Source organism: Streptomyces sp. NPDC059224 (assembly GCF_042754285.1).
Lineage (GTDB): Bacteria > Actinomycetota > Actinomycetes > Streptomycetales > Streptomycetaceae > Streptomyces.
The window spans coordinates 1-20,236 of sequence record NZ_JBHZAN010000001.1 but is presented as its reverse complement, the minus strand read 5'-3'; the positions used below and the strand labels follow the sequence as shown (position 1 = coordinate 20,236).

The window sequence follows — 20,236 nt, the reverse complement described above, 5'->3', positions numbered from 1 at the left end:
CAAGTCAGGAGTTGTAGGAGCTTTGCGCCCGCTCAAGACCCTCGGTGACCAGCGCCTCCACGGCATCGGCCGCGCGGTCCACGAAGTAGTCCAGCTCCTTGCGCTCGGCCGCCGAGAAGTCCTTCAGCACGAAGTCGGCGACCTGCATACGGCCGGGCGGCCGCCCGATCCCGAACCGCACCCGGTGGTAGTCGGCCCCCATGGCCTTCGTCATCGACTTCAGCCCGTTGTGGCCGTTGTCGCCGCCGCCGAGCTTGAGCCGCAGGACGCCGTGGTCGATGTCCAGTTCGTCGTGGACCGCGACGATGTTCGCGACCGGCACCTTGTAGAAGTCGCGCAGCGCGTTCACCGGGCCGCCCGACAGGTTCATGAACGACATCGGCTTGGCCAGGATCACCCGCTGGCTCCCCGGACCCGGCGCCCCGATCCGTCCCTCCACGACCTGTGCCTGCGCCTTGCCGGCCCGCTTGAACTTCCCCCCGATGCGCTCGGCCAGCAGGTCCGCGACCATGAAACCGACGTTGTGCCGGTTCATCGCGTACTCCGGACCGGGGTTGCCGAGGCCGACGATCAGCCAGGGGGCGTTGGCGGCTGCGGGGGTGGTCACGTCCATGTCTCCTTGATACGCGCCAGCCGCCGCTCCCGGAAGGAAGCAGCGGCTGACGAACGATGAAACGACGGTGAGGATCAGGCCTCGGTGGCTTCCTCGGCCGTCTCGCCCTCTTCGCCCGCGGGGGCCTCCTCGGCCTGCGCGGCCAGGACCTGCAGGACGACCGCGTCGTCCTCGACGGCCAGGGTCACGCCGGACGGCAGGGTGATGTCCTTGGCGAGGACGGAGGCACCGGCCTCCAGGCCCTCGACGGACACGGTGACGGCCTCGGGGATGTGGGTGGCCTCGGCCTCGACCGGAAGCGCGTTCAGCACGTGCTCCAGCAGGTTGCCGCCCGGGGCCAGCTCGCCCTCGGTGTGCACCGGGATCTCGACGGTGACCTTCTCGCCGCGCTTGACCAGCAGCAGGTCGACGTGCTCCAGGTAGCCCTTGATCGGGTCACGGACCACGGACTTCGGGATCGCCAGCTCGTTGGCCTTGCCGTCGATGTCCAGGGAGATCAGGACGTTCGGGGTACGCAGCGCCAGCAGCAGCTCGTGGCCCGGGAGGGTCAGGTGGATCGGGTCCGAACCGTGGCCGTACAGGACACCGGGGACCTTGCTGTCACGACGGATACGGCGGGCGGCACCCTTGCCGAACTCGGTACGCGACTCGGCGGCGATCTTCACCTCGGACATGGTGATCACTCCTCGTAGAGGTAGATACGGTGGGGAGGTCACCCGGCCACGAACGGCCTGCTACGAAGAGCGCGTCGATAACGGACCGCCGACACCTGCGCGAACACAGGTACGGCCTCCCTCGCCGAGCAACTCGAGCAGTCTACTCGGCGGGGAAGGCCGTACCAAAAGGATCTTCAGGGGCAGCTAACGCGGTCGCTGCAGAAACCTCACTGCTCGTCGAAGAGGCTGGTCACCGAACCGTCCTCGAACACCTCGCGCACCGCGCTCGCGATCGTCGGCGCGATCGACAGCACCGTGATCTTGTCCAGGTCCCGGCCCAGCTCACCCGGCGTCGGCAGCGTGTTGGTCAGCACGAACTCACTCACCCGCGAGTTCTTCAGGCGATCCGCCGCCGGGCCCGACAGCACACCGTGCGTCGCCGTCACGATCACGTCCTCGGCACCGTGCGCGAACAACGCGTCGGCCGCCGCACAGATCGTGCCACCCGTGTCGATCATGTCGTCGACCAGGACACACACCCGGCCCTCGACCTCACCCACGACCTCGTGGACCGTCACCTGGTTCGCCACGTCCTTGTCACGCCGCTTGTGCACGATCGCCAGCGGCGCACCCAGCCGGTCGCACCAGCGGTCCGCGACCCGCACCCGCCCGGCGTCCGGCGAGACCACCGTCAGCTTGTTCCGGTCCACCTTCCCGCCCACGTAGTCGGCCAGCAGCGGAAGGGCGAACAGGTGGTCCACCGGGCCGTCGAAGAAGCCCTGGATCTGGTCGGTGTGCAGATCGATGGTCAGGATCCGGTCCGCGCCCGCCGTCTTCATCAGATCGGCGATCAGCCGGGCCGAGATCGGCTCACGGCCCCGGTGCTTCTTGTCCTGCCGGGCGTAACCGTAGAACGGCACGATCACGGTGATGGACCGTGCCGACGCGCGCTTCAGCGCGTCGATCATGATCAGCTGCTCCATGATCCACTGATTGATCGGAGCCGTGTGGCTCTGGATCACGAAGCAGTCGGCGCCGCGCGCCGACTCCTGGTAGCGGACGTAGATCTCGCCGTTCGCGAAGTCGAAGGCCTTCGTGGGGACGACCCCGACACCCAACTGCTGGGCGACCTCCTCGGCAAGCTCGGGGTGGGCGCGGCCGGAGAAGAACATCAACTTCTTCTCGCCGGTCGTCTTGATCCCGGTCACAGCACTGTCTCCTCAGAGGTGTCTCAGCCGTACAGCTGGATGTCCAGCGACCTCTGCGCCGGGCGCCGGAGGCCGAAACAGCTGGTTAGGTGCGGGTGTGCACTTATCACGGTACGACGTCTTTGGCGCACCTGTTTCCGGTCAGTCCTCGTTCACGCCCTGCCGGGCGGCCGCCTCGGCGGCCTTCGCCGCCGGGCTCCCGGGGCGCTTCCGGGCCACCCAGCCCTCGATATTCCGCTGCTGGCCGCGGGCCACGGCCAGCGAACCGGGCGGCACGTCCTTCGTGATCACGGACCCGGCGGCGGTGTACGCACCGTCCCCGACCGTGACAGGCGCCACAAACATGTTGTCCGAACCCGTCTTGCAGTGCGATCCGACGGTCGTGTGGTGCTTGCTCTCGCCGTCGTAGTTCACGAACACGCTCGCCGCACCGATGTTCGAGTACTCGCCGATCGTCGCGTCGCCGACGTAGGAGAGGTGCGGCACCTTGGTCCCCTCCCCGATCGAGGCGTTCTTGGTCTCCACATACGTGCCGATCTTGCCCTTGGCACCCAGCCGCGTCCCCGCCCGCAGATACGCATACGGTCCCACGGACGCGTTCGCACCGACATGGGCGGAATCGGCCACCGTGTTGTCCACCCGCGCCCCCGCGTCCACCCGGGTGTCCCTCAGCCGGCTGTTCGGCCCGACCTCGGCACCCTCGCCGAGATGAGTGGAGCCCAGCAACTGGGTCCCCGGGTGAACGACGGCGTCCTGCTCGAAGGTGACCGCCACGTCGATCCACGTGGTCGCGGGGTCCATGACGGTCACCCCGGCCAGCATCGCCCGCTCCAGCAGCCGGTCGTTGAGGATCCTGCGAGCCTCCGCCAGCTGCACCCGGTTGTTGATCCCCGCGATCTCACGGTGGTCGCCGGCCACCGAGGCGCCGACCCGGTGTCCGGCCTCACGCAGAATCCCCAGCACGTCCGTCAGGTACTCCTCGCCCTGGCTGTTGTCCGTGCGCACCTTGCCCAGCGCGTCGGCGAGCAGCTGCCCGTCGAACGCGAACACACCCGAGTTGATCTCCCGGATCGCCCGCTGCGCCTCGGAGGCGTCCTTGTGCTCGACGATGGCCGTCACCGCGCCGGACGCGTCGTCCCGCACGATCCGGCCGTAACCGGTCGCGTCGGGGACCTCGGCGGTCAGCACGGTCACGGCGTTGCCGTCGCCGTGGTGCGTCTCGGTGAGGCGGGCGAGGGTCGCACCGGTGAGCAGCGGGGTGTCCCCGCAGACGACCACGACGGTCCCCTCGACCGTGCCGCCCAGCTCCTCCAGCGCCATCCGTACCGCGTGCCCCGTGCCGTTCTGCTGCTCCTGCACGGCCGTACGGGCGGCGGGGTCGATCGCACCCAGGTGCGCGGCGACGTGCTCACGCGCGTGTCCGACGACGACGACCAGGTTCTCGGGGTTCAACTCACGCGAGGCGGCGAGCACATGACCCACCAGGGAACGGCCACAGATCTCGTGCAGGACCTTGGGTGTGGCCGACTTCATACGGGTGCCCTCACCCGCTGCGAGAACGACGACGGCTGCCGGGCGAATGGCGCTCACGGATGTGCCCTTCGGCTGTGGAGAGGTGGGGACATCCGAAGGATACCGGGGCGTATCACGGGGGACATGAGAGCGGGCCCTGACGGTGCTGTCAGGGCCCGGACCGAGGTCTTGTGTGCGGTGGCTCCCCCGCCAGGACTCGAACCCGGACATATGGCACCAAAAGCCACAGTGCTGCCAATTACACCACAGGGGAACATCTCGCCTGAACCGGACGTTTAGTCAGGTCGTCGAGTGGCGCCTCCTACTATGCCGTACCAGGCGCCTTCCGTGCGACGGTACAAGTCGGCGCCCTGTCGCACGTAGATCACGAGAGATCCGCGACAGGGGCCGCCCGTGTTCTTCCGGACCGTCGTGGGGCTGTGCCTCTTCATCGCCGCTCTGCTGAACGCCGCGGCCTCAACTCCCAGGGCGACGCCCGCGACGAACGGTCCCCGGTCCGACGACTCCCCGGCGGAGGCCGGGGCCGCTCGCTTCGTCGCGGTGCGTTCGAGGTCCCGTGCGGCCCGCAATCGTGCCGGCCTGCGTTCGTATCCCTCATATCCCTGCGCGAACGGGATTGGTTCAACAGTTCGAGGGATTCCAGTGGGTTTTGGTGTTGTTCGGTTACGGAGGGTGGTGGGGGGCAGTAGACGAAACTCACCGGAAAAGCCCACCCTCGCGCCCGTAGGCTGGACGCATGACCACGACGGGGGCAGACCGCGCGACGGCCTTGGCAGGGCCGTGGTGGTGGTCGCGGTGGCGTAGTGCGGTGCTGGACGGTGGTCTGGCACTGGTGTCGGCGCTGGAGTGCGGCGCCGAGGGGATCCCCTTCGCACGGGACGCGGGCGTTCCGGTGTCGGCCGGGATCGTGTTCGGTCTGCTGGCCGGTTCGGTTCTGTTGCTGCGCAGGAAATGGCCGATCGCCGTCGTGCTCGTGTCGATCGCGATCACGCCGGCCCAGATGGGCTTCCTGATGGGCATCGTCGGCCTCTACACCCTCGCCGCGGCCGAGGTGCCGCGGCGGATCATCGTGGCGCTGTCCGGGATGACGTTCCTCGGCACCTTGATCGTGACGTTCGTGCGGGTCCGGCAGAGCATGGCGCGCGGGGACCTGACGATGGGGGACTGGTTCGTCCCCTTCGCGGCGCTGGCGACCTCGCTGGGGCTGACCGCGCCTCCGGTGTTGCTGGGTCTGTACGTGGGTGCGCGGCGGCGGCTGATGGAGAGCCTGCGGGAGCGGGCGGACAGCCTGGAGCGGGAGCTTCAGCTGCTCGCGGAGCGCGCGGAGGAGCGTGCGGAGTGGGCGCGGAGCGAGGAGCGGACCCGGATCGCACGGGAGATGCATGACGTCGTCGCGCATCGGGTGAGTCTGATGGTGGTGCACGCGGCGGCCCTGCAGGCGGTGGCGCGGAAGGACCCGGAGAAGGCGGTGAAGAACGCGGCGCTGGTGGGGGACATGGGGCGCCAGGCGCTGACGGAGCTGCGGGAGATGCTGGGGGTGCTGCGTTCCGGGGACGGTGGCCGGGGCCGTACGACATCGGTGTCGGTCTCCGCGGCGGTGCCGTTGGCCGCGGTGGGGGTGGCCGCGGCGGCGGCTGCTTCGCGGGTGGCCGAGGAGGAGGGGCCGTACCTGTCGGAGCTGGAGGAGCTGATCGGGCAGTCCGCGGCGGCCGGGATGGTGGTCGATCTGTCGGTGGAGGGGGACGTGCGGTCGTATGAGGTCGCCGTCGAGCAGACGGCGTACCGGGTGGTGCAGGAGGCGTTGACGAACGTCCACAAGCATGCGGCGGGTGCCAAGACCCACGTGCGGCTGGCGCATCGGGTGGCGGAGATCGCGATGCAGGTGGAGAACGAGCCGCCGCCGGAGCCGGCGTCGGCGGCGTCGGCGGGTCTGCCGTCGGGCGGGAACGGCCTGGTGGGGATGCGTGAGCGGGTGCTGGGGCTGGGCGGGGTGTTCGTGTCGGGGCCGACGGATGCCGGGGGTTTCCGGGTGTCGGCGGTGATTCCGGCGGTGTGAGCGGGGGCGTGTGCGGGGGCGGGGGCCGGGTGCCGGTCAGGCGTGGGTGGTGAGGCGCTGGGGTTCGAGGCCTGCGATGAGGGCGGTGAGGCCGTGGTCGATGTCGGGGCCCACGTACCAGTCGCCGGTGTGGTCGAGGGTGTAGACGCGGCCCTCGGCGTCGATGGCGAGGAGGGAGCGGGTCTCGGTCTCCTCGCCGAGGGGGCAGATCTCGGTGTCGAGGGCGCGGCCGAGGTCGCCGAGGGTGCGGGCGAGGTGCAGGCCGTGCAGGGGGTCCAGGTGGAGGGCGGCGGGGGCGATCTGGCGGCCGGGCCCGCTGGGGTTGATGCGCAGGCCGCCGAACTCGGCCCAGGCTTCCACGGCGGCGGGGAAGACAGCGTGCCGGTGCCCGCCGGGTGAGGTGTGCTCGCGGAGGGCGTCGGCCCAGACCTCGGCCTGTTTTATGTCCCAGCGTCCGGGTTGCCAGCCGGCGGCGCGCAGAGCTGCGTCGACGGGCACGGAAAAGCGCGTGGTGGAGGTGCGGTCGGGGTGCATCTGCTCTTCGTTCGTGTGTGGTGCGGGTGCGGGTGCGGGTGCGGGTGTTCTGTCTGTGTGGGTTGGGGGCCTGTCAGCCGTCGGTGGTGGCGGTGGGGTCGACGATGCGCACGCCGAAGTGGGCGGTGAGGGCGGCGCAGGCCCGGCAGGGGGCGGCGAAGCTGCCGTGCAGGGGGTCGCCGTCCTCACGTATGCGGCGGGCGGTGAGCTTGGCCTGCTTGAGGGCTTTGCGGGCTTCGCCGTTGGTCATGGGTTTGCGGGCGGCGCGTTTGCTGCGGGCGCTGTCGGCGGAGGCGATGTGCCGGGAGACGAGGATGGCCTCGGCGCAGCGGCCGGCGAAACGGTCCCGTTGACCGCTGGGCAGGGTGTCCAGGAACTCCTGGACCAGCGGGTGCAGCGGAGGCGGCTGGTCGCCACGGGCGGCGGTGCCGGTGAGGGTGGCGCCGCGGACGGAGAGCGCGGCCGCGATGGTGGGCAGGATGCCGTCACGGCGGTACAGGAGGGTGGGGGCGGGAGGTATTTCGTCGCTGCTCCAGCCGACACGGGGGTCGCCTGTGGCGGCGCCGTGAGCGGCGCCGGGCACGGCGTTGTGTGGTCCCGTCTGCGTGGTGTTCATGATCGTCTTCCCCTCCCGGGCATCCCCCCGAAAGTCACAGACTGCCAAATCCCGTGGCGTGTGCGGTAGCTGGGGCGGTGCGACACGCCCGGGTTCGGGCACGTTGTCACAGCGGGGTGACGGCTGGTCACGGAAGCGGAGGCCCGGTGACCGGGGTTCGCGTACCGCATAGGCTGTCGACACCGCGATGGGCGCGGTCGACGCGTCTGGGACGTGGGAGAGACAGCCGGTTACGGGGCGGGGCGCGCCTTTGGGGTGTGGTTCCGGTTCGTACAGAGTGCCGCAGGGGGCAACCGTCATGACGACAGGTCGGCTCGGGCTGGGGGCACCGCCCAGCCGCCAGGCCGGGGGACAGGCCGCGCCGCCGAACGCGGCCTATGCGGGGCAGGTCGTGCATTTCCCGGATCCGGTGCGGGCGGCACGTCACCCGAGAGGGGTGCGTGTCGACGAGCAGGGCTATCCCGATTTCTCGCCGTACGCGCGCGCGGCGGCGGAGATCGCGGATCCGCCGGAGGGTTTCGGCGTCGACGAGTTGCGGCTGACGGACTACGTGTCGGCGAACGCGGTGCTGTCCGCGTCGGGTCACGAACTGTGGGACACGGTTCCCGCGGTGGCGACGCCGCACGGCTGGACGTGGCATCACGTGGCGGGGTCGCGGCGGCTCGAGCTGGTCCCGGTCGAGGTGAAGGCGCTGCTGCGGCACCACGGCGGGGTGTCGACGGCGCGGGTGGACCAGGGCAAGCGGGGCACGCGGCCGTTGCAGGAGACACGCCCGGCCCATGTGGGGCTGCCCAAGTCGGGCGTGGCGGTGTCGGAGTCGCAGGTGCAGGGTGTCGAGGAGGACCTGGGCTACCGGCTGCCGGGTGCGTACCGCTCCTTCCTGAAGGCGGCGGGCGGCTGCGCGCCGGTGGGCACGGCGCTGGACGCCGACCTCGGGCTGCTGCTGGACCAGCCGTTCTTCACGGTCCGCGACGAGGCTGCGGTCAACGACCTCGTGTACGTCAACAAGTGCCTGCGCGACCATCTGACCAAGGACTACCTGGGCGTGTGCTTCGTGCAGGGCGGTCTGCTGGCGGTGAAGGTGAAGGGCGACCGGCTGGGTTCGGTGTGGTTCTGCGCGTACGACGACGTGCGCGACGTGGATCCGGCGTTGCCGCCGGCGGAGCGGGTGGAGCGGCTCCTGCTGCCCTGTGGTGAGGACTTCGACGTGTTCCTGTCGCGACTGGCGGGTTCCCCGCCGGAGCTGGAGACGGTGGCGAACCTGATGGTGGACGGCGGTTTCGCCCGTGCCGTCTCTGTTGGCTCGGGGGAGTGAGTTTCGGCATGGTGACGTTCGCGCAGGCGCAGGAGCGCGCGGAGGAGTGGATCAACGGCGACGTGCCGGCGTACCAGCACCGCGAGGTGCGGGTACGGGAGTTCGGTCTCGGGTTCGTGGTGTGGGGTGAGGACCGTGCGGAGGGCCCGCGTTCGGACGCGGGCGGGCAGCGGCTGGTCATCGCCCGGGACACCGGTGACGCGACGCTGTGGCCGGCCCTGCCGGTGGGTGAGGTGATCCGCCGGTACGAGGAGGAGTACGGCCGTGAGGCGGAGGTCGCCGACGCGGTGCCGGCGCCCGCGGCGCGGGTCGACCTGAACCAGACCTCGTTCCTGCTGAGCCCTCCCGAGTGGCTTCAGGAGGCGGCGGACAAGCTGGGGATCCCGGACCGGCGAGCGGGAGGTGACGGGCCGTCGTCCGAGGAGACGGCCGCAGCGCCCGGGGTGGGCTCGGGCGTGGGTTCCGGTGGGCCCGCGCAGACGCAGGCGGGAGTGCCGGCGGGGGCCGGCGGGGCTTCCTGGCCGGCGGCTGCCGGGGACGCGGGGGCGCAGGGAGCGCCCGGAACACCCGGTACGCCCAGCGCACCGGGTGCGCACGGTGCTCCTGGTGCACGCAGCGTTCCCGGTGCACCCCGTGTTCCCGGCGGGCCCGATGTGCCTGCGGGCGCGACTCCTTGGGCCGGTACCGACACCAACGCCGATGCCGGCGAGGACCGTTCCGTTCCGTTGCCCGCGACCGTGTTCGCCCCGCCGCTGGGCGACTCGGACAACGGTGCGCTGGGAGACGCCGAGACGGCGCTGATGGCGGGCGGCAGTCAACTGCCGCGTACGGCGGTGTCTCAGGCGCTCGATGACCCGAGCGCGCCGGGCGCGCGAGGTGACGCGCCGGGCGCGGCGACGTACGGGTACCCGCAGGGGCCGGCTCCGGGCACACCGGCACCGGGCGCGCCCGCACCGGGCACGCCGTCCGGTCCGGCGCCCGTGGCCCCGCCCGCGCCCTCCTACGGCTACCCGCAGGCGGCCGCCGCCCCGGGCTACGGCTATCCGCAGGCGCCGGGGAGTGCTCCGGGCGCGCCCCAGCCGCCGGCGGGTCCGGCCGGTCCGAGCCGTCCGCCCGCTCCGAACGCGAGTGACATAGCGGACGCCGCGACGAGCCGGGCCGCACCTCCGCCGCGCAAGGCGCGGGGCGCGGCGGGGGCGCCGCCTCCGCCGCCGGGCGCCCCTGGAACCCCGGGCGCGCGCCCCGGGGGCGCGCCTCAGCCGCCCGCGTCTCAGCCGCCCGCGCCGGGTGCACCGGCGGGCGGGTACGTGGCGACGCAGATGGTGTCGGCGCTGGGCCCCGAGGGGCCCGGGGGACCCGCGCAGGCGCCGGGCGCGCCCAACTCGCCCGGTGCACCGGGCACGCCGGGTGGTACGCCCCCCGGTGACGTCCATCGGTCGGCCACGATGCTGGCCGACCCGAGCGGGATGAACCCGGGCGGGCCTCAGCCCCCGGGCGCCCCTGGCATGCCGAATCCGCCCGGCGGACAGCCTCCGGCGTTCCTTCCGGGCGCACCGCAGGCCCCGGGCGCTCCCGGCGTGCCTCCCGCGCCCGGCGCGCAGGGAGCGGTTCACCATGCGGAGACGGTGCTGGCCGGGCCCCCGGTGGGCGCTTCCGGCGCTCCGCTGCCCCCGCCCGCCCCCGGTATGCCGCCGGGCGCCCCGCAGACGCCGCCGCAGGTGCCGCCGCCGGTGCCGGCCGGCGCGATGCCGCCGCAGATGCCGCCGCCCGGGCAGCCCGTGCCGGGGCAGCAGCCGCCCGCGTACGGCTACCCGCAGCAGGGCCGGCCGACCGTGGGCCCCGGCTACCAGGCGGTGCTGCGCTACCGTGCGCAGGACGGTTCGGAGCAGCAGCTGATCCGGCGTTCGGCGCCGGGGACGCCGCACCCGGAGTGGCAGATCTACCACGAGCTGCGGGCCATGAACGTGCCGCCGGACCAGGTGCTGGAACTGCACACGGAGCTGGAGTCGTGCGAGCTGCCCGGCGCCTACTGCGCGCGGATGATCCGGGAGCAGTGGCCGCAGGCGCGGCTCGCGAGCATCGCGCCGTACGGGACGGATCACGCGAGCCGGCAGCAGGGGATGCGGGAGTTGCTCGCGCACCAGGGCGAGTTGCATCAGGTGGCGGCGGGTCCGGCGCGGCCCGCGCCGGTGCGGGCGCCGTTGCCGCAGGTGCAGGCGGCGCCGCCGATCCCGCCGGAGGCGATCGCGCAGGAGCTGGGCGCGGCGTTCGGGCCGGGGGTGTTCCGGTTCGAGCAGGCGGCGGTGTCGCGGCAGGGCGTGCCGCCGATCGTGGCGCACACGCTGGTCGCGGCCGGGCTTCCGCTGGACATGGGGCCGTTCTTCTGGGCGCAGGCACAGCCGGGCCGTCCGGTGCCGACCCTGGCGGAGCTGGCGCAGGAGCGCGGGGTGCAGCCGGCGCCGGACGCGGGCTCGTACCTCGTGATGGGCACGGACTTCGGCAAGGCGGTCTGTGTGCAGTACGGCACCGCGAACATCGTGGCCGTGCCGGTGGAGGCGGGGCCGGGCGGGGCGTCCGTGCCGCCGCAGTTCGTCAACACCGGGCTGCCGGAGTTCGCGCGCTGCCTGGCGCTGCTGGGCCGGATGTGGCGGCTCAGGTTCGGTTTGAACCAGGAGCAGGCGGGCCGTTGGACCGTCGACTTCCAGGCCCAGCTGGCCTCCCTGGACCCGGCGGCGCTCGGTTCGCCGGAGAGCTGGTGGTCGGTGCTGCTGGAGCAGATGTGGGACGGCCTGCTGTGAAGCGGCGGCAGGAGCGGTAGGAACAGCCGTTGGGGGCCGGTCCGGTCGGGTGAACCGGACCGGCCCTCACGCGTGCGCGCACACCGTCGCCCGGGGCCCGGGCGGAGCGGCGGCGCCCGGCCGGGCGCCGAGGGCGCGCGGATGTGGGTTCACACCTTTCGGCGCTCTCGAGGGCCCGGCCGCGATGCATGGTAATGCGGCCGTGACATGTCTGCGGAGTGTCGCGTTATGAACACTTACGCCCTATCCATCAAGATGTGCGCGAAATCATCATTTCGTGCCGGTCCGGCGGAGAGGGGTTCCAGGGTGAGCTACGCATCGGTGCCGCCGTACGACTTCGAGACCGTCCGGGGGCGTGGTTACCGCCCCGAGCAGGTCGACACGTTCCTGGCGGCGCTCTCCGAGGACCGGGACGCCGCGTGGGAGCGTGCCGCCCGGCTCACCGTGCTCGCCAAGGACATGGAGGCGGAGTCCGCACGGATGCGTGCCGTCGTCGAGGAGCTCCCGCCCCAGACCTACGAGACCCTCGGGGACCGCGCGGCGCGAGTGTTCCGGCTCGTGGTGGACGAGGCGGCGGCGCTGCGCGACAACGCCCGGCGCGCTCTGACCGAGGGGGTCGCGGAGGCGGAGGCGAGCGCCGAGCACGAGCGCTGTGCGGCACGTGATGAGGCGGACGCGCTCCGCGCGAGCACCGAGGAACGCGCCCGCCAGCTGCTGCTCGCCGCGCAGGCCGAGGCCGAGGAGATCCGGATCAGCGCCCGGCTGGAGGTGAAGGAGGCGCGCGGCGAGGCTCTCGCGGCCCTGCGAGAGCTGCGGCAGCGGACCACCGGGATGCTTGCCGAGCAGGCCAAGGAGCATGCCGAACGCTGGACCGAGGCGGAGGCCGAGGAAGCCGCGCGGTGCGCCGAGGCCGACGCGCAGATGGCTGACCGCATCGCCCGCGCGGAGGCTGCCCTGTCCGAGGCGAAGCGTGCCCTGGGCGAGGCGGAGGAGTGGCAGCACCGTTCCCAGGAGGCGGCCCGGGTGCGTGCCGAGGAGATCCTCGCGGAGGCGCGGGTCCGGGAGGAGCGCATCGGGCGCGAGACCGAGCGGGTGCTGCGCGAGCACGGGGAGACCTGGGACGAGGTACAGGCGCACATGGACCACATGCGTGACAGCCTCATGACCCTGACGGGGCGCGCGACGGCGGAATAGCGCCCGGCCGTCAGTCTTCGCGCGCCCAGGCCTCAGTCTTCGCGCCCCGTCCGTCCGTCTTCGCGCCCCGGTCCGCCGCCTTTTCTGCGGTCAGGCCCCCCGGCGCCCGGCGCCCGCGAGGATCCAGCCCTCCACCGCCTCGTACTGCCGGCGCTGTTCGGCCGCCCCGCGCCGGCCGGAGGCGACCGTCCCCAGCCACCCCAGGAGGAAGCCGGCCGGGATGGAGACGATGCCGGTGGTGGTGAACGGGAACCAGTTGAAGTCGGTGTGCGGGAAGGCGGCGCCCGGTGTGCCGGAGACCAGGTTCGTGCCCGGCATCAGGAGGAGCACGGTGAGGGTGCCGCCGAGCAGCGTGCACATCAGGCCGGCCCGGGTGTAGCGGCGCCAGAAGAGCCCGTAGACCAGGGCGGGGGCGATAGCGGAGGCGCCCAGGCAGAAGGAGAGGGTGGCCAGGGGCTGCAGGCTGTGGTGCTGGACCAGGGTCGCCAGCAGGATGGTGGGGACTCCTATGGCGAGCGCGCTGAGGCGGGCGAGTTTCATCTCGCGCCTCACCGGTGTCTGCTTCGCGCGCGTGGCGAGCACGTCGTGGGCCAGGGAGTTGGCGCAGGCCAGGATCATGCCGGCGACAGAGGCGAGCAGGGTGAGGAAGAGCGCCGTGGTGACGGTGGTGAAGAGCAGGGTCCCCGCCGTGGACACGTCGGCTCCGAACGCCGCGCGCGAGCCGAGCAGATAGGCGGTGTTGCCCTGCGGGTCGGCGGCGGTGATGGCGCTGCGGCCGACCAGGGCGGTGGCGCCGAAGCCCACGATGCTGATGATCAGGACGAAGAGGGCGACGCCCGACACCGCCCAGGACATCGACCGGCGGACCTGGCGGGCGCCGGCGGCCGTGTACATGCGCATGGTGACGTGCGGCAGGCAGGCGCCGCCGAGGACTATGGTCAGTTCCGAACTGATCATGTCCAGGCGGGGGTTGGGTCCGCCGGTGAACTGGAGGCCGGAGTGCAGGTAGGCGGTTCCGGCGCCGCTGCCCCGGGCCGCCGCGGTGAGCAGGGCGCCGGGGTTCCAGTCGAAGCGGTGCAGGATCAGCAGGGCGACCACGGTGCCGGAACCGAGCAGCATCACGATCTTCAGGATCTGGATGAGGGCGGTGCCCTTCATGCCGCCGATGGCCGCGTAGCTGATCATCAGCGCGCCGAGGCCGATGACGCAGCAGGTCTGCACGGACTCGTCGGAGAAACCGAGGATGAAGGCCATCAACTGTCCGGCGCCGGCGAGTTGGACCAGCATCAGCGGCAGCAGGGCGGCGATGGTCACCGCGCAGGCCGTGATCCGTACGCACCGGCCGGGCATCCGGCGGGCCAGCGCGTCGCCCATGGTGAACCGGCCCGCGTTGCGCAGCGGTTCGGCCAGCAGGAACATCAGCAGCATCAGCGACAGGGCCGTGCTGAGAGCCAGGACGACACCGTCGTAGCCGCACAGGGCGATCACGCCGCCGGTGCCGAGGACGGTGGCCGCGGAGATGTAGTCGCCGGCGATGGCCAGGCCGTTGCGCAGCGGGGAGAGGGAGCCGTAGCCGGTGTAGAACGCGTCGAGGTCGTCGCGGTCCGGGCCGGTCAGCACGCACAGCAGGAGGGTGAGGGTGGCGACGGCGGTGAAGGCCACCAGCGACATCGAGGACATCGACTGTGCGGAGCCGCTGGAGCCGGTCACCGCACGGCTCCTCGCCTGGCGTCCAGTTCGGCCGTCCTGCGGATGCGGTCGGCGAGCGGGTCGACGCGGCGGCGCGCGGTGTGCTCGTACAGGGCTATCGCCAGCCAGGTGACGGGCAGTTGGACAAGGGCCAGGAGCAGGCCTGCGGGCACGCCGTCGGCGACCGTGCTCGTCATCACGCCCGGGGCGAACGCGGACAGCACCAGGAACAGCGTGAAGTAGCCGAGTGCGGTGAGGGTCGCGGTGCGCCGCTGGAGGCGGTAGGCACCGCGCAGCATCCGCAGGTCGCGGTGGTGGCCGACCGGGTCCCGGTGCGGCACGTGACGGTGGACCGGCGGCTTTGGCGGCAGCGGCTGCCAGGGGTAGGTGAGGTACGACGGATCGCGCGGGGAACATCCCGGTGCTCCTTGCGTGGCTCGGGTCCGTGGCGGCGGACCGCAGGGAGGGGAGGGAGCGGGGTCACGCACCCTACTCGCAGGTAGCCGGGGCGCGCGGAGTTTTTCCCCAACTGGCCGACCGGTATGCGCTTACTGGCGAAGAGCCCCTCTGACCTCGGGTGTTACCCGCGTTAACCGAGGGGTGGGGGTCGCCTTGAGGGCGCCGTGTCGACGCGCGGGCGGGGTCAGTCCGTGAGCACCGGGAAGCGTCGCGGTGCCACGAACAGCAGGACCAGGAACGCCAGCGCCGCCGCGCACGCCGCCCCCAGGTACACGGCGTGGACCGCCTCCGCGATCGCGTGCCGGGTGGACCCGGAGGCGGTCCCGTCGTCCAGCGAGCGCGTGACCGAGTCGAGGTCGCCGGCCCCGCCCAGGCGGGCCGCGAGCACCCCGTTGGCGATCGCGCCGAACACCGAGGCGCCGATCGTCTGTCCGGTCTGCCGGCAGAAGAGCACCGACGCGGTGGTCGTGCCCCGCTCCTCCCAGCCCACCGTCGACTGCACGCCGACGATCAGCGGCAGCTGGAACAGGCCGAGCGCGCCGCCCAGGACGAGCATGAGCAGCGTCGGCTGCCAGGCGGCGCCGGGGTAGGGCAGGAAGGGGAAGGCGAACAGGATCAGCGCGGCCGCGCCGATACCGAGCAGCGCGGTGTCGCGGAAGCCGATCCGCCGGTACACGTGCTGGCTGAGCGCCGCGGAGACCGGCCAGCTCAGCGTCCACACCGACAGGACGAATCCGGCGGCCACCGGCGCCAGGCCGAGGACCGACTGCGCGTAGGTGGGCAGGAACACCGTGGGGGCGACCATCAGCAGGCCCAGCGCGCCGAGCGCGAGGTTGACCGCGGCGATCGTACGGCGGCGCCACACCCAGCCCGGGATGATCGGTTCCGCGGCCCGGCGCTCGATCCACACCACGAGCCCGACCAGCGCGAGGCCGGTGGCGAACAGCGCGCAAGAGGACGCGGACCACCACGCCCACGCCACCCCGCCCTGCACGAGCGCCGTCAGCAGCACGCCCCCGCACGTGAAGACCGCCAGCGCGCCGGCCCAGTCCACTCGTGCGGGCGTGCGCGGCGCGCGCTGCGGCTCGTGCAGATGACGCACTATCAGCCAGAGCGCCGCCGCGCCGATCGGCAGATTGACGAGGAAGATCCACCGCCAGTCCGCGTAGGTGGCCAGCACCCCGCCGAGCCCCGGCCCGGCGACCGCCGACACCGCCCACACCGTGGACAGCTTGGACTGGATCTTCGGGCGCTCCTTGAGCGGGTACAGGTCGGCCGCCAGGGTCTGCACGGTGCCCTGCAACGCGCCCCCGCCGAGCCCCTGCACGATCCGGAACGCGATCAGCGCGGCCATGTTCCAGGCGGCCGCGCACAGCAGCGACCCCAGCAGGAACACCACGGCCCCGGCGACCAGCACCGGTTTGCGGCCGAAGGTGTCGGAGAGCTTGCCGTACACCGGCAGCGTCACCGTCACGGCCAGCAGATAGCCGGAGAACAGCCAGGAGAAGACCGAGAACCCGCCGAGGTCACCGACGATCTGCGGTACGGCGGTGGAGACGACGGTGGAGTCGAGCGCCGCCAGCGCCATCGCGAGCATCAGGGCGGCCACCACGGCCCCCCGCCGGCCCGTCCCGGGCTCGCGCCCGGCCGCGCGTATCGCGGGTTTCGTGTTCTCCACCCCGGATCCCCTCCCCAGTGCGTTCCTCATGCATCCATCTCGTCCGCGCCAGCTTCCCATCCGCTCCGACCTGGCGGGAGTGCGCATCGGCTCGGCCCTCACGCGAGCAGAGGGGGAGGCTGACCGCGCCGGAGGGTGGAGCCGGACCCGGAGAAGGGCTCCACCCGTCGGTGGACTTCCCCTAGGGGGTTCTCCGTACTACGGCTCGGGGAGGGTTCGTACCGCCGGAGGAGGAGACGGCGCCCCTGTCGTCCTTAACCTGGCTTTACGCCGCCGGGGGGCGGTTGACGGAACCGCCGGGGGTGGGGTTTTCCCCCGGGAAAGACGGGGCTTCGCACCAGCGCGGAGCGGCCCCGCCCACCGCGAGACTCATCGTCGTACCGAACGCTTCGCAGCAGGACGCGGCACAGAGCCGTCCGTTCGCTGACCGACTTAGGAGACATACCGTGACATCGGCTGTGACCATTCCCAGGCACGGGGGTACTGGAGGGCGTACGGCCGTTGCCGCGCGGGCGCGGCAGGTCGTCAAGGCGTACGGGTCCGGAGAGACCCGGGTCGTCGCTCTCGACCACGTCGACGTGGACATCACGCGGGGGCAGTTCACCGCGATCATGGGCCCCTCGGGGTCCGGCAAGTCCACCCTGATGCACTGCCTCGCCGGACTCGACACCGTGACGAGCGGTCAGATCTTCCTGGACGAGACGGAGATCACCGGCCTGAAGGACAAGAGGCTCACGCAGCTGCGCCGGGACCGGATCGGGTTCATCTTCCAGGCGTTCAACCTGCTGCCGACGCTGAACGCGCTGGAGAACATCACGCTGCCCATGGACATCGCCGGGCGCAGGCCCGACCAGGAGTGGCTGCGGCGCGTGGTGGAGACCGTGGGGCTCGCGGACCGCCTCAAGCACCGTCCCACGCAGCTCTCGGGCGGTCAGCAGCAGCGCGTGGCCGTGGCCCGCGCCCTCGCCGCGCGGCCCGAGATCATCTTCGGTGACGAGCCGACCGGAAACCTCGACTCCCGCGCGGGCGCGGAGGTCCTCGGCTTCCTGCGCAGCTCCGTCACCGACCTGGGGCAGACCATCGTGATGGTCACGCACGACCCGGTGGCCGCCTCCTACGCGGACCGGGTGCTGTACCTGGCCGACGGCCGGATCGTGGACGAGATGTTCAAGCCGACCGCGGACACCGTCCTGGACCGCATGAAGGACTTCGACGCGCGGGGGCGTACGTCATGACCGTCATGAAGACCTCGATGCGCAACTTCTTCGCGCACAAGGGACGCATGGCCCTGTCGGCCGTGGCCGTGCTGCTGTCGGTGGCGTTCGTGTGCGGCACGCTGGTGTTCACCGACACGATGAACACGACGTTCGACAAGCTGTTCGCGGCGACCTCGTCCGATGTGACGGTCAGCGCCAAGGGCGCCTCCGACACCGGTGAGACGACCTCGGACAACGGCAAGCCACCGGTCATGCCGGCCTCGGTGGTCACCGAGGTCCGCGCGGCGGCCGGCGTCAAGGCGGCCGAGGGGACGGTCTTCTCGACGTCCGTGACCGTCGTCGACGCCAAGAAGGACAGTCTGTCGCCGTCCAGTGGCGCACCGACCATCGTCGGCAGCTGGAACTCCAACGACGCCCGCACCATGAAGATCACCTCCGGTGCGGCGCCGGTGAACTCCGGCCAGATCATGGTGGACGCCGACACCGCCGACAAGCACCACCTCGGACTCGGCGACGAGATCGGCGTGATCAGCGCGGTCGGCACGCACACCGCGAAGATCTCCGGCATCGCCGACTTCACCGTCACCAACCCCGGTGCCGCGATCTTCTACCTGGACACGAAGACCGCGCAGCGCACGCTCGTCGGGCAGAGCGGTGTCTTCACGAACGTCAACGTGACGGCCGCCGCCGGTGTCACCGACGCCCGGCTGAAGAGGAACGTGACCGGCGCGCTCGGCGCCCGCTACCAGGTGCAGACCGCCAAGGAGACCGCCGACGCCAACCAGAAGGACGTCGAGGGCTTCATGAACGTCATGAGGTACGCGATGCTCGGCTTCGCCGGGATCGCCTTCCTCGTCGGCATCTTCCTGATCATCAACACCTTCTCGATGCTGGTCGCCCAGCGCACCCGTGAGATCGGCCTGATGCGGGCCATCGGCTCCAGCCGCGGCCAGGTCAACCGGTCCGTGCTCGTCGAGGCGCTGCTGCTCGGCGTGGTCGGCTCGGTCCTCGGGGTCGGCGCGGGGGTCGGCATCGCGGTCGGGCTGATGAAGCTCATGGGCTCGATAGGCATGCACCTGTCGACCAGCGACCTGACGGTGGCCTGGACGACCCCGGTGCTCGGCCTGGTCCTCGGCGTCGTCGTCACCGTCCTCGCCGCCTACCTGCCCGCACGGCGGGCCGGCAAGGTCTCCCCGATGGCGGCGCTGCGCGACGCGGGCGCCCCCGCCGACGCCAGGGCGGGCCTCGTACGGGCCGTGCTGGGCCTCCTGCTGACCGCGGGCGGCGGCTACGGCCTCTACCTGGCCGCGGAGGCCCACAAGGCGTCGCAGGGCGCCGCCTGGCTGGGGCTCGGCATCGTGCTCTCGCTGATCGGGTTCGTCGTCATCGGCCCGCTGCTCGCGGGAGCGGTCGTACGGGTGCTGGGTGCCGTCCTGCTGCGGATGTTCGGCCCCGTGGGTCGCATGGCCGAACGCAACGCCCTGCGCAACCCGCGCCGTACCGGTGCCACGGGCGCCGCCCTGATGATCGGCCTCGCGCTGGTCGCCTGCCTCTCGGTGGTCGGCTCCTCCATGGTCGCCTCCGCCACCGACCAGCTCGACAAGACCGTCGGCACGGACTTCATCATCCAGTCCGACAGCGGCCAGCGGCTCACCCCGCAGGCCGTCAAGGCGGTGAAGGACACCCCGGGGCTCGCGCGGGTCACCGAGTACCGGGTCACCTCGGCCGACTACACCACCCCCGACGGCGAGACGCTGAAGGACACCGACATCACGGCGGCCGACCCGACGTACGCGACCGACCTGCGGACCAAGACCGTCGCCGGAAACCTCGCGGACGCCTACCTGCCGGACTCGATGTCCGTGCACGACAAGTTCGCCAAGGCGCACGGCATCCACCTCGGCTCGAAGATCACCCTCAAGTTCAAGGAAGGGCGTACCGCCCACCTGACGGTCCGGGCGATCACCAGCAGCGACGGCCTCATCGACGCCGGCTCCAAGTACATGTCGATCGCCACGCTCGCCAAGTACGTGCCGGCCGACCGGATGCCGCTCGACGACCTGGTCTTCGCCACCGCCCGGGACGGGCGGCAGGACAGCGCGTACAAGTCGCTCAAGAGCGCCCTGCACGACTACCCGCAGTACACGGTGCGCGACCAGACCGACTACAAGCAGGCGCTGAAGGACCAGATCGGCCAGCTCCTGAACCTGATCTACGGGCTGCTCGCACTGGCGATCATCGTCGCGGTCCTCGGTGTCGTGAACACCCTGGCGCTGTCCGTGGTCGAGCGGACGAGGGAGATCGGCCTGATGCGGGCGATCGGTCTGTCGCGGCGGCAGCTGCGCCGCATGATCCGCATGGAGTCCGTGGTCATCGCCCTCTTCGGCGCCCTGCTGGGCCTGGGGCTGGGCATGGGCTGGGGCGCCACCGCCCAGAAGCTGCTCGCCCTGCAGGGCCTGAAGGTCCTGGAGATCCCCTGGCCGACGATCACCGGGGTCTTCATCGGCTCGGCTTTCGTGGGCCTGTTCGCCGCACTGGTCCCCGCGTTCCGGGCGGGCCGGATGAACGTCCTGAAGGCGATCGCGACGGACTGACGGGAGCGGCCGGAAGGCCACCGCATACGGGGGTTGCGGGGGAGGGCCCGGCGCCGCGGAGACCTGAGGTCTCCGC

General features: G+C 71.7%; 15 protein-coding genes and 1 tRNA gene. 6 read left to right on the top strand and 10 right to left on the bottom strand.

What is annotated here, in order from left to right; translation table 11 throughout:
* Positions 1-4: 4 nt before the first annotated feature.
* The 5 genes from pth to ACFXI4_RS00060 all read right to left on the bottom strand — a co-directional run bounded on the left by pth (position 5) and on the right by ACFXI4_RS00060 (position 4,263).
* Positions 5-613: an aminoacyl-tRNA hydrolase gene (gene pth / locus ACFXI4_RS00080; RefSeq protein ID WP_384986699.1), complete on the bottom strand. Its 609-nt coding sequence runs from the start codon at positions 611-613 to the stop codon at positions 5-7.
* A 74-nt stretch (positions 614-687) separates the two neighbouring features.
* Positions 688-1,287, bottom strand: a complete 600-nt coding sequence (locus tag ACFXI4_RS00075) for a 50S ribosomal protein L25/general stress protein Ctc (RefSeq protein WP_362715314.1) — start codon at positions 1,285-1,287, stop codon at positions 688-690.
* A 209-nt stretch (positions 1,288-1,496) separates the two neighbouring features.
* Complete coding sequence (locus ACFXI4_RS00070) at positions 1,497-2,477, bottom strand: ribose-phosphate diphosphokinase (protein ID WP_362715318.1); 981 nt, start codon at positions 2,475-2,477, stop codon at positions 1,497-1,499.
* A gap of 141 nt (positions 2,478-2,618) precedes the next feature.
* Complete coding sequence (glmU, locus tag ACFXI4_RS00065; RefSeq protein ID WP_362715320.1) at positions 2,619-4,067, bottom strand: bifunctional UDP-N-acetylglucosamine diphosphorylase/glucosamine-1-phosphate N-acetyltransferase GlmU; 1,449 nt, start codon at positions 4,065-4,067, stop codon at positions 2,619-2,621.
* A gap of 121 nt (positions 4,068-4,188) precedes the next feature.
* Positions 4,189-4,263: transfer RNA gene (locus ACFXI4_RS00060), tRNA-Gln, on the bottom strand.
* A 483-nt stretch (positions 4,264-4,746) separates the two neighbouring features.
* Here ACFXI4_RS00060 and ACFXI4_RS00055 point away from each other — a divergent pair.
* A complete protein-coding gene (locus ACFXI4_RS00055) occupies positions 4,747-6,066 on the top strand; it encodes a sensor histidine kinase (RefSeq protein WP_384986696.1) in 1,320 nt (439 codons plus the stop codon).
* Between the two features lie 36 nt (positions 6,067-6,102).
* Here the strand turns inward: ACFXI4_RS00055 and ACFXI4_RS00050 are convergent, their stop codons facing one another.
* Together ACFXI4_RS00050 and ACFXI4_RS00045 are read right to left on the bottom strand one after the other, a co-directional pair.
* A complete protein-coding gene (locus tag ACFXI4_RS00050; protein ID WP_384986694.1) occupies positions 6,103-6,600 on the bottom strand; it encodes an SUKH-3 domain-containing protein in 498 nt (165 codons plus the stop codon).
* A gap of 73 nt (positions 6,601-6,673) precedes the next feature.
* Positions 6,674-7,216 carry a YwqJ-related putative deaminase gene (locus ACFXI4_RS00045; protein ID WP_384986692.1) on the bottom strand — a complete coding sequence of 181 codons (543 nt, stop codon included), beginning with the start codon at positions 7,214-7,216 and terminating at the stop codon, positions 6,674-6,676.
* Between the two features lie 298 nt (positions 7,217-7,514).
* On the opposite strand from ACFXI4_RS00045, the gene ACFXI4_RS00040 reads away from it, so the two are divergent.
* From ACFXI4_RS00040 to ACFXI4_RS00030, 3 genes are all read left to right on the top strand, one after another.
* Positions 7,515-8,531 carry an SMI1/KNR4 family protein gene (locus ACFXI4_RS00040; protein WP_384986690.1) on the top strand — a complete coding sequence of 339 codons (1,017 nt, stop codon included), beginning with the start codon at positions 7,515-7,517 and terminating at the stop codon, positions 8,529-8,531.
* An 8-nt stretch (positions 8,532-8,539) separates the two neighbouring features.
* Positions 8,540-11,329 (top strand): SUKH-4 family immunity protein, encoded by a 2,790-nt coding sequence (locus ACFXI4_RS00035; protein WP_384986688.1) that lies wholly within the window; start codon positions 8,540-8,542, stop codon positions 11,327-11,329.
* 306 nt (positions 11,330-11,635) lie between these two features.
* Complete coding sequence (locus tag ACFXI4_RS00030) at positions 11,636-12,523, top strand: cellulose-binding protein (RefSeq protein ID WP_384986686.1); 888 nt, start codon at positions 11,636-11,638, stop codon at positions 12,521-12,523.
* 90 nt (positions 12,524-12,613) lie between these two features.
* Here the strand turns inward: ACFXI4_RS00030 and ACFXI4_RS00025 are convergent, their stop codons facing one another.
* From ACFXI4_RS00025 to ACFXI4_RS00015, 3 genes are all read right to left on the bottom strand, one after another.
* Complete coding sequence (locus ACFXI4_RS00025; RefSeq protein WP_384987395.1) at positions 12,614-14,203, bottom strand: cation acetate symporter; 1,590 nt, start codon at positions 14,201-14,203, stop codon at positions 12,614-12,616.
* A 26-nt stretch (positions 14,204-14,229) separates the two neighbouring features.
* The gene (locus tag ACFXI4_RS00020; protein ID WP_384987393.1) at positions 14,230-14,583 is read right to left on the bottom strand and encodes a DUF485 domain-containing protein; all 354 of its coding nucleotides are present in this window, start codon (positions 14,581-14,583) and stop codon (positions 14,230-14,232) included.
* Positions 14,584-14,855: 272 nt separating this feature from the next.
* Positions 14,856-16,349: an MFS transporter gene (locus ACFXI4_RS00015; protein WP_384986684.1), complete on the bottom strand. Its 1,494-nt coding sequence runs from the start codon at positions 16,347-16,349 to the stop codon at positions 14,856-14,858.
* 446 nt (positions 16,350-16,795) lie between these two features.
* Here ACFXI4_RS00015 and ACFXI4_RS00010 point away from each other — a divergent pair, with 446 nt between their 5' ends.
* Both ACFXI4_RS00010 and ACFXI4_RS00005 read left to right on the top strand, forming a co-directional pair.
* On the top strand, positions 16,796-17,584 hold the full coding sequence (locus tag ACFXI4_RS00010) for an ABC transporter ATP-binding protein (RefSeq protein WP_384986682.1): 789 nt from the start codon (positions 16,796-16,798) through the stop codon (positions 17,582-17,584).
* Positions 17,581-20,160, top strand: coding sequence for an ABC transporter permease (locus ACFXI4_RS00005; protein WP_384986680.1), 2,580 nt, complete (start codon positions 17,581-17,583; stop codon positions 20,158-20,160). Before ACFXI4_RS00010 ends, ACFXI4_RS00005 begins: the two co-directional genes overlap by 4 nt.
* The last annotated feature ends 76 nt before the right edge of the window (positions 20,161-20,236 follow it).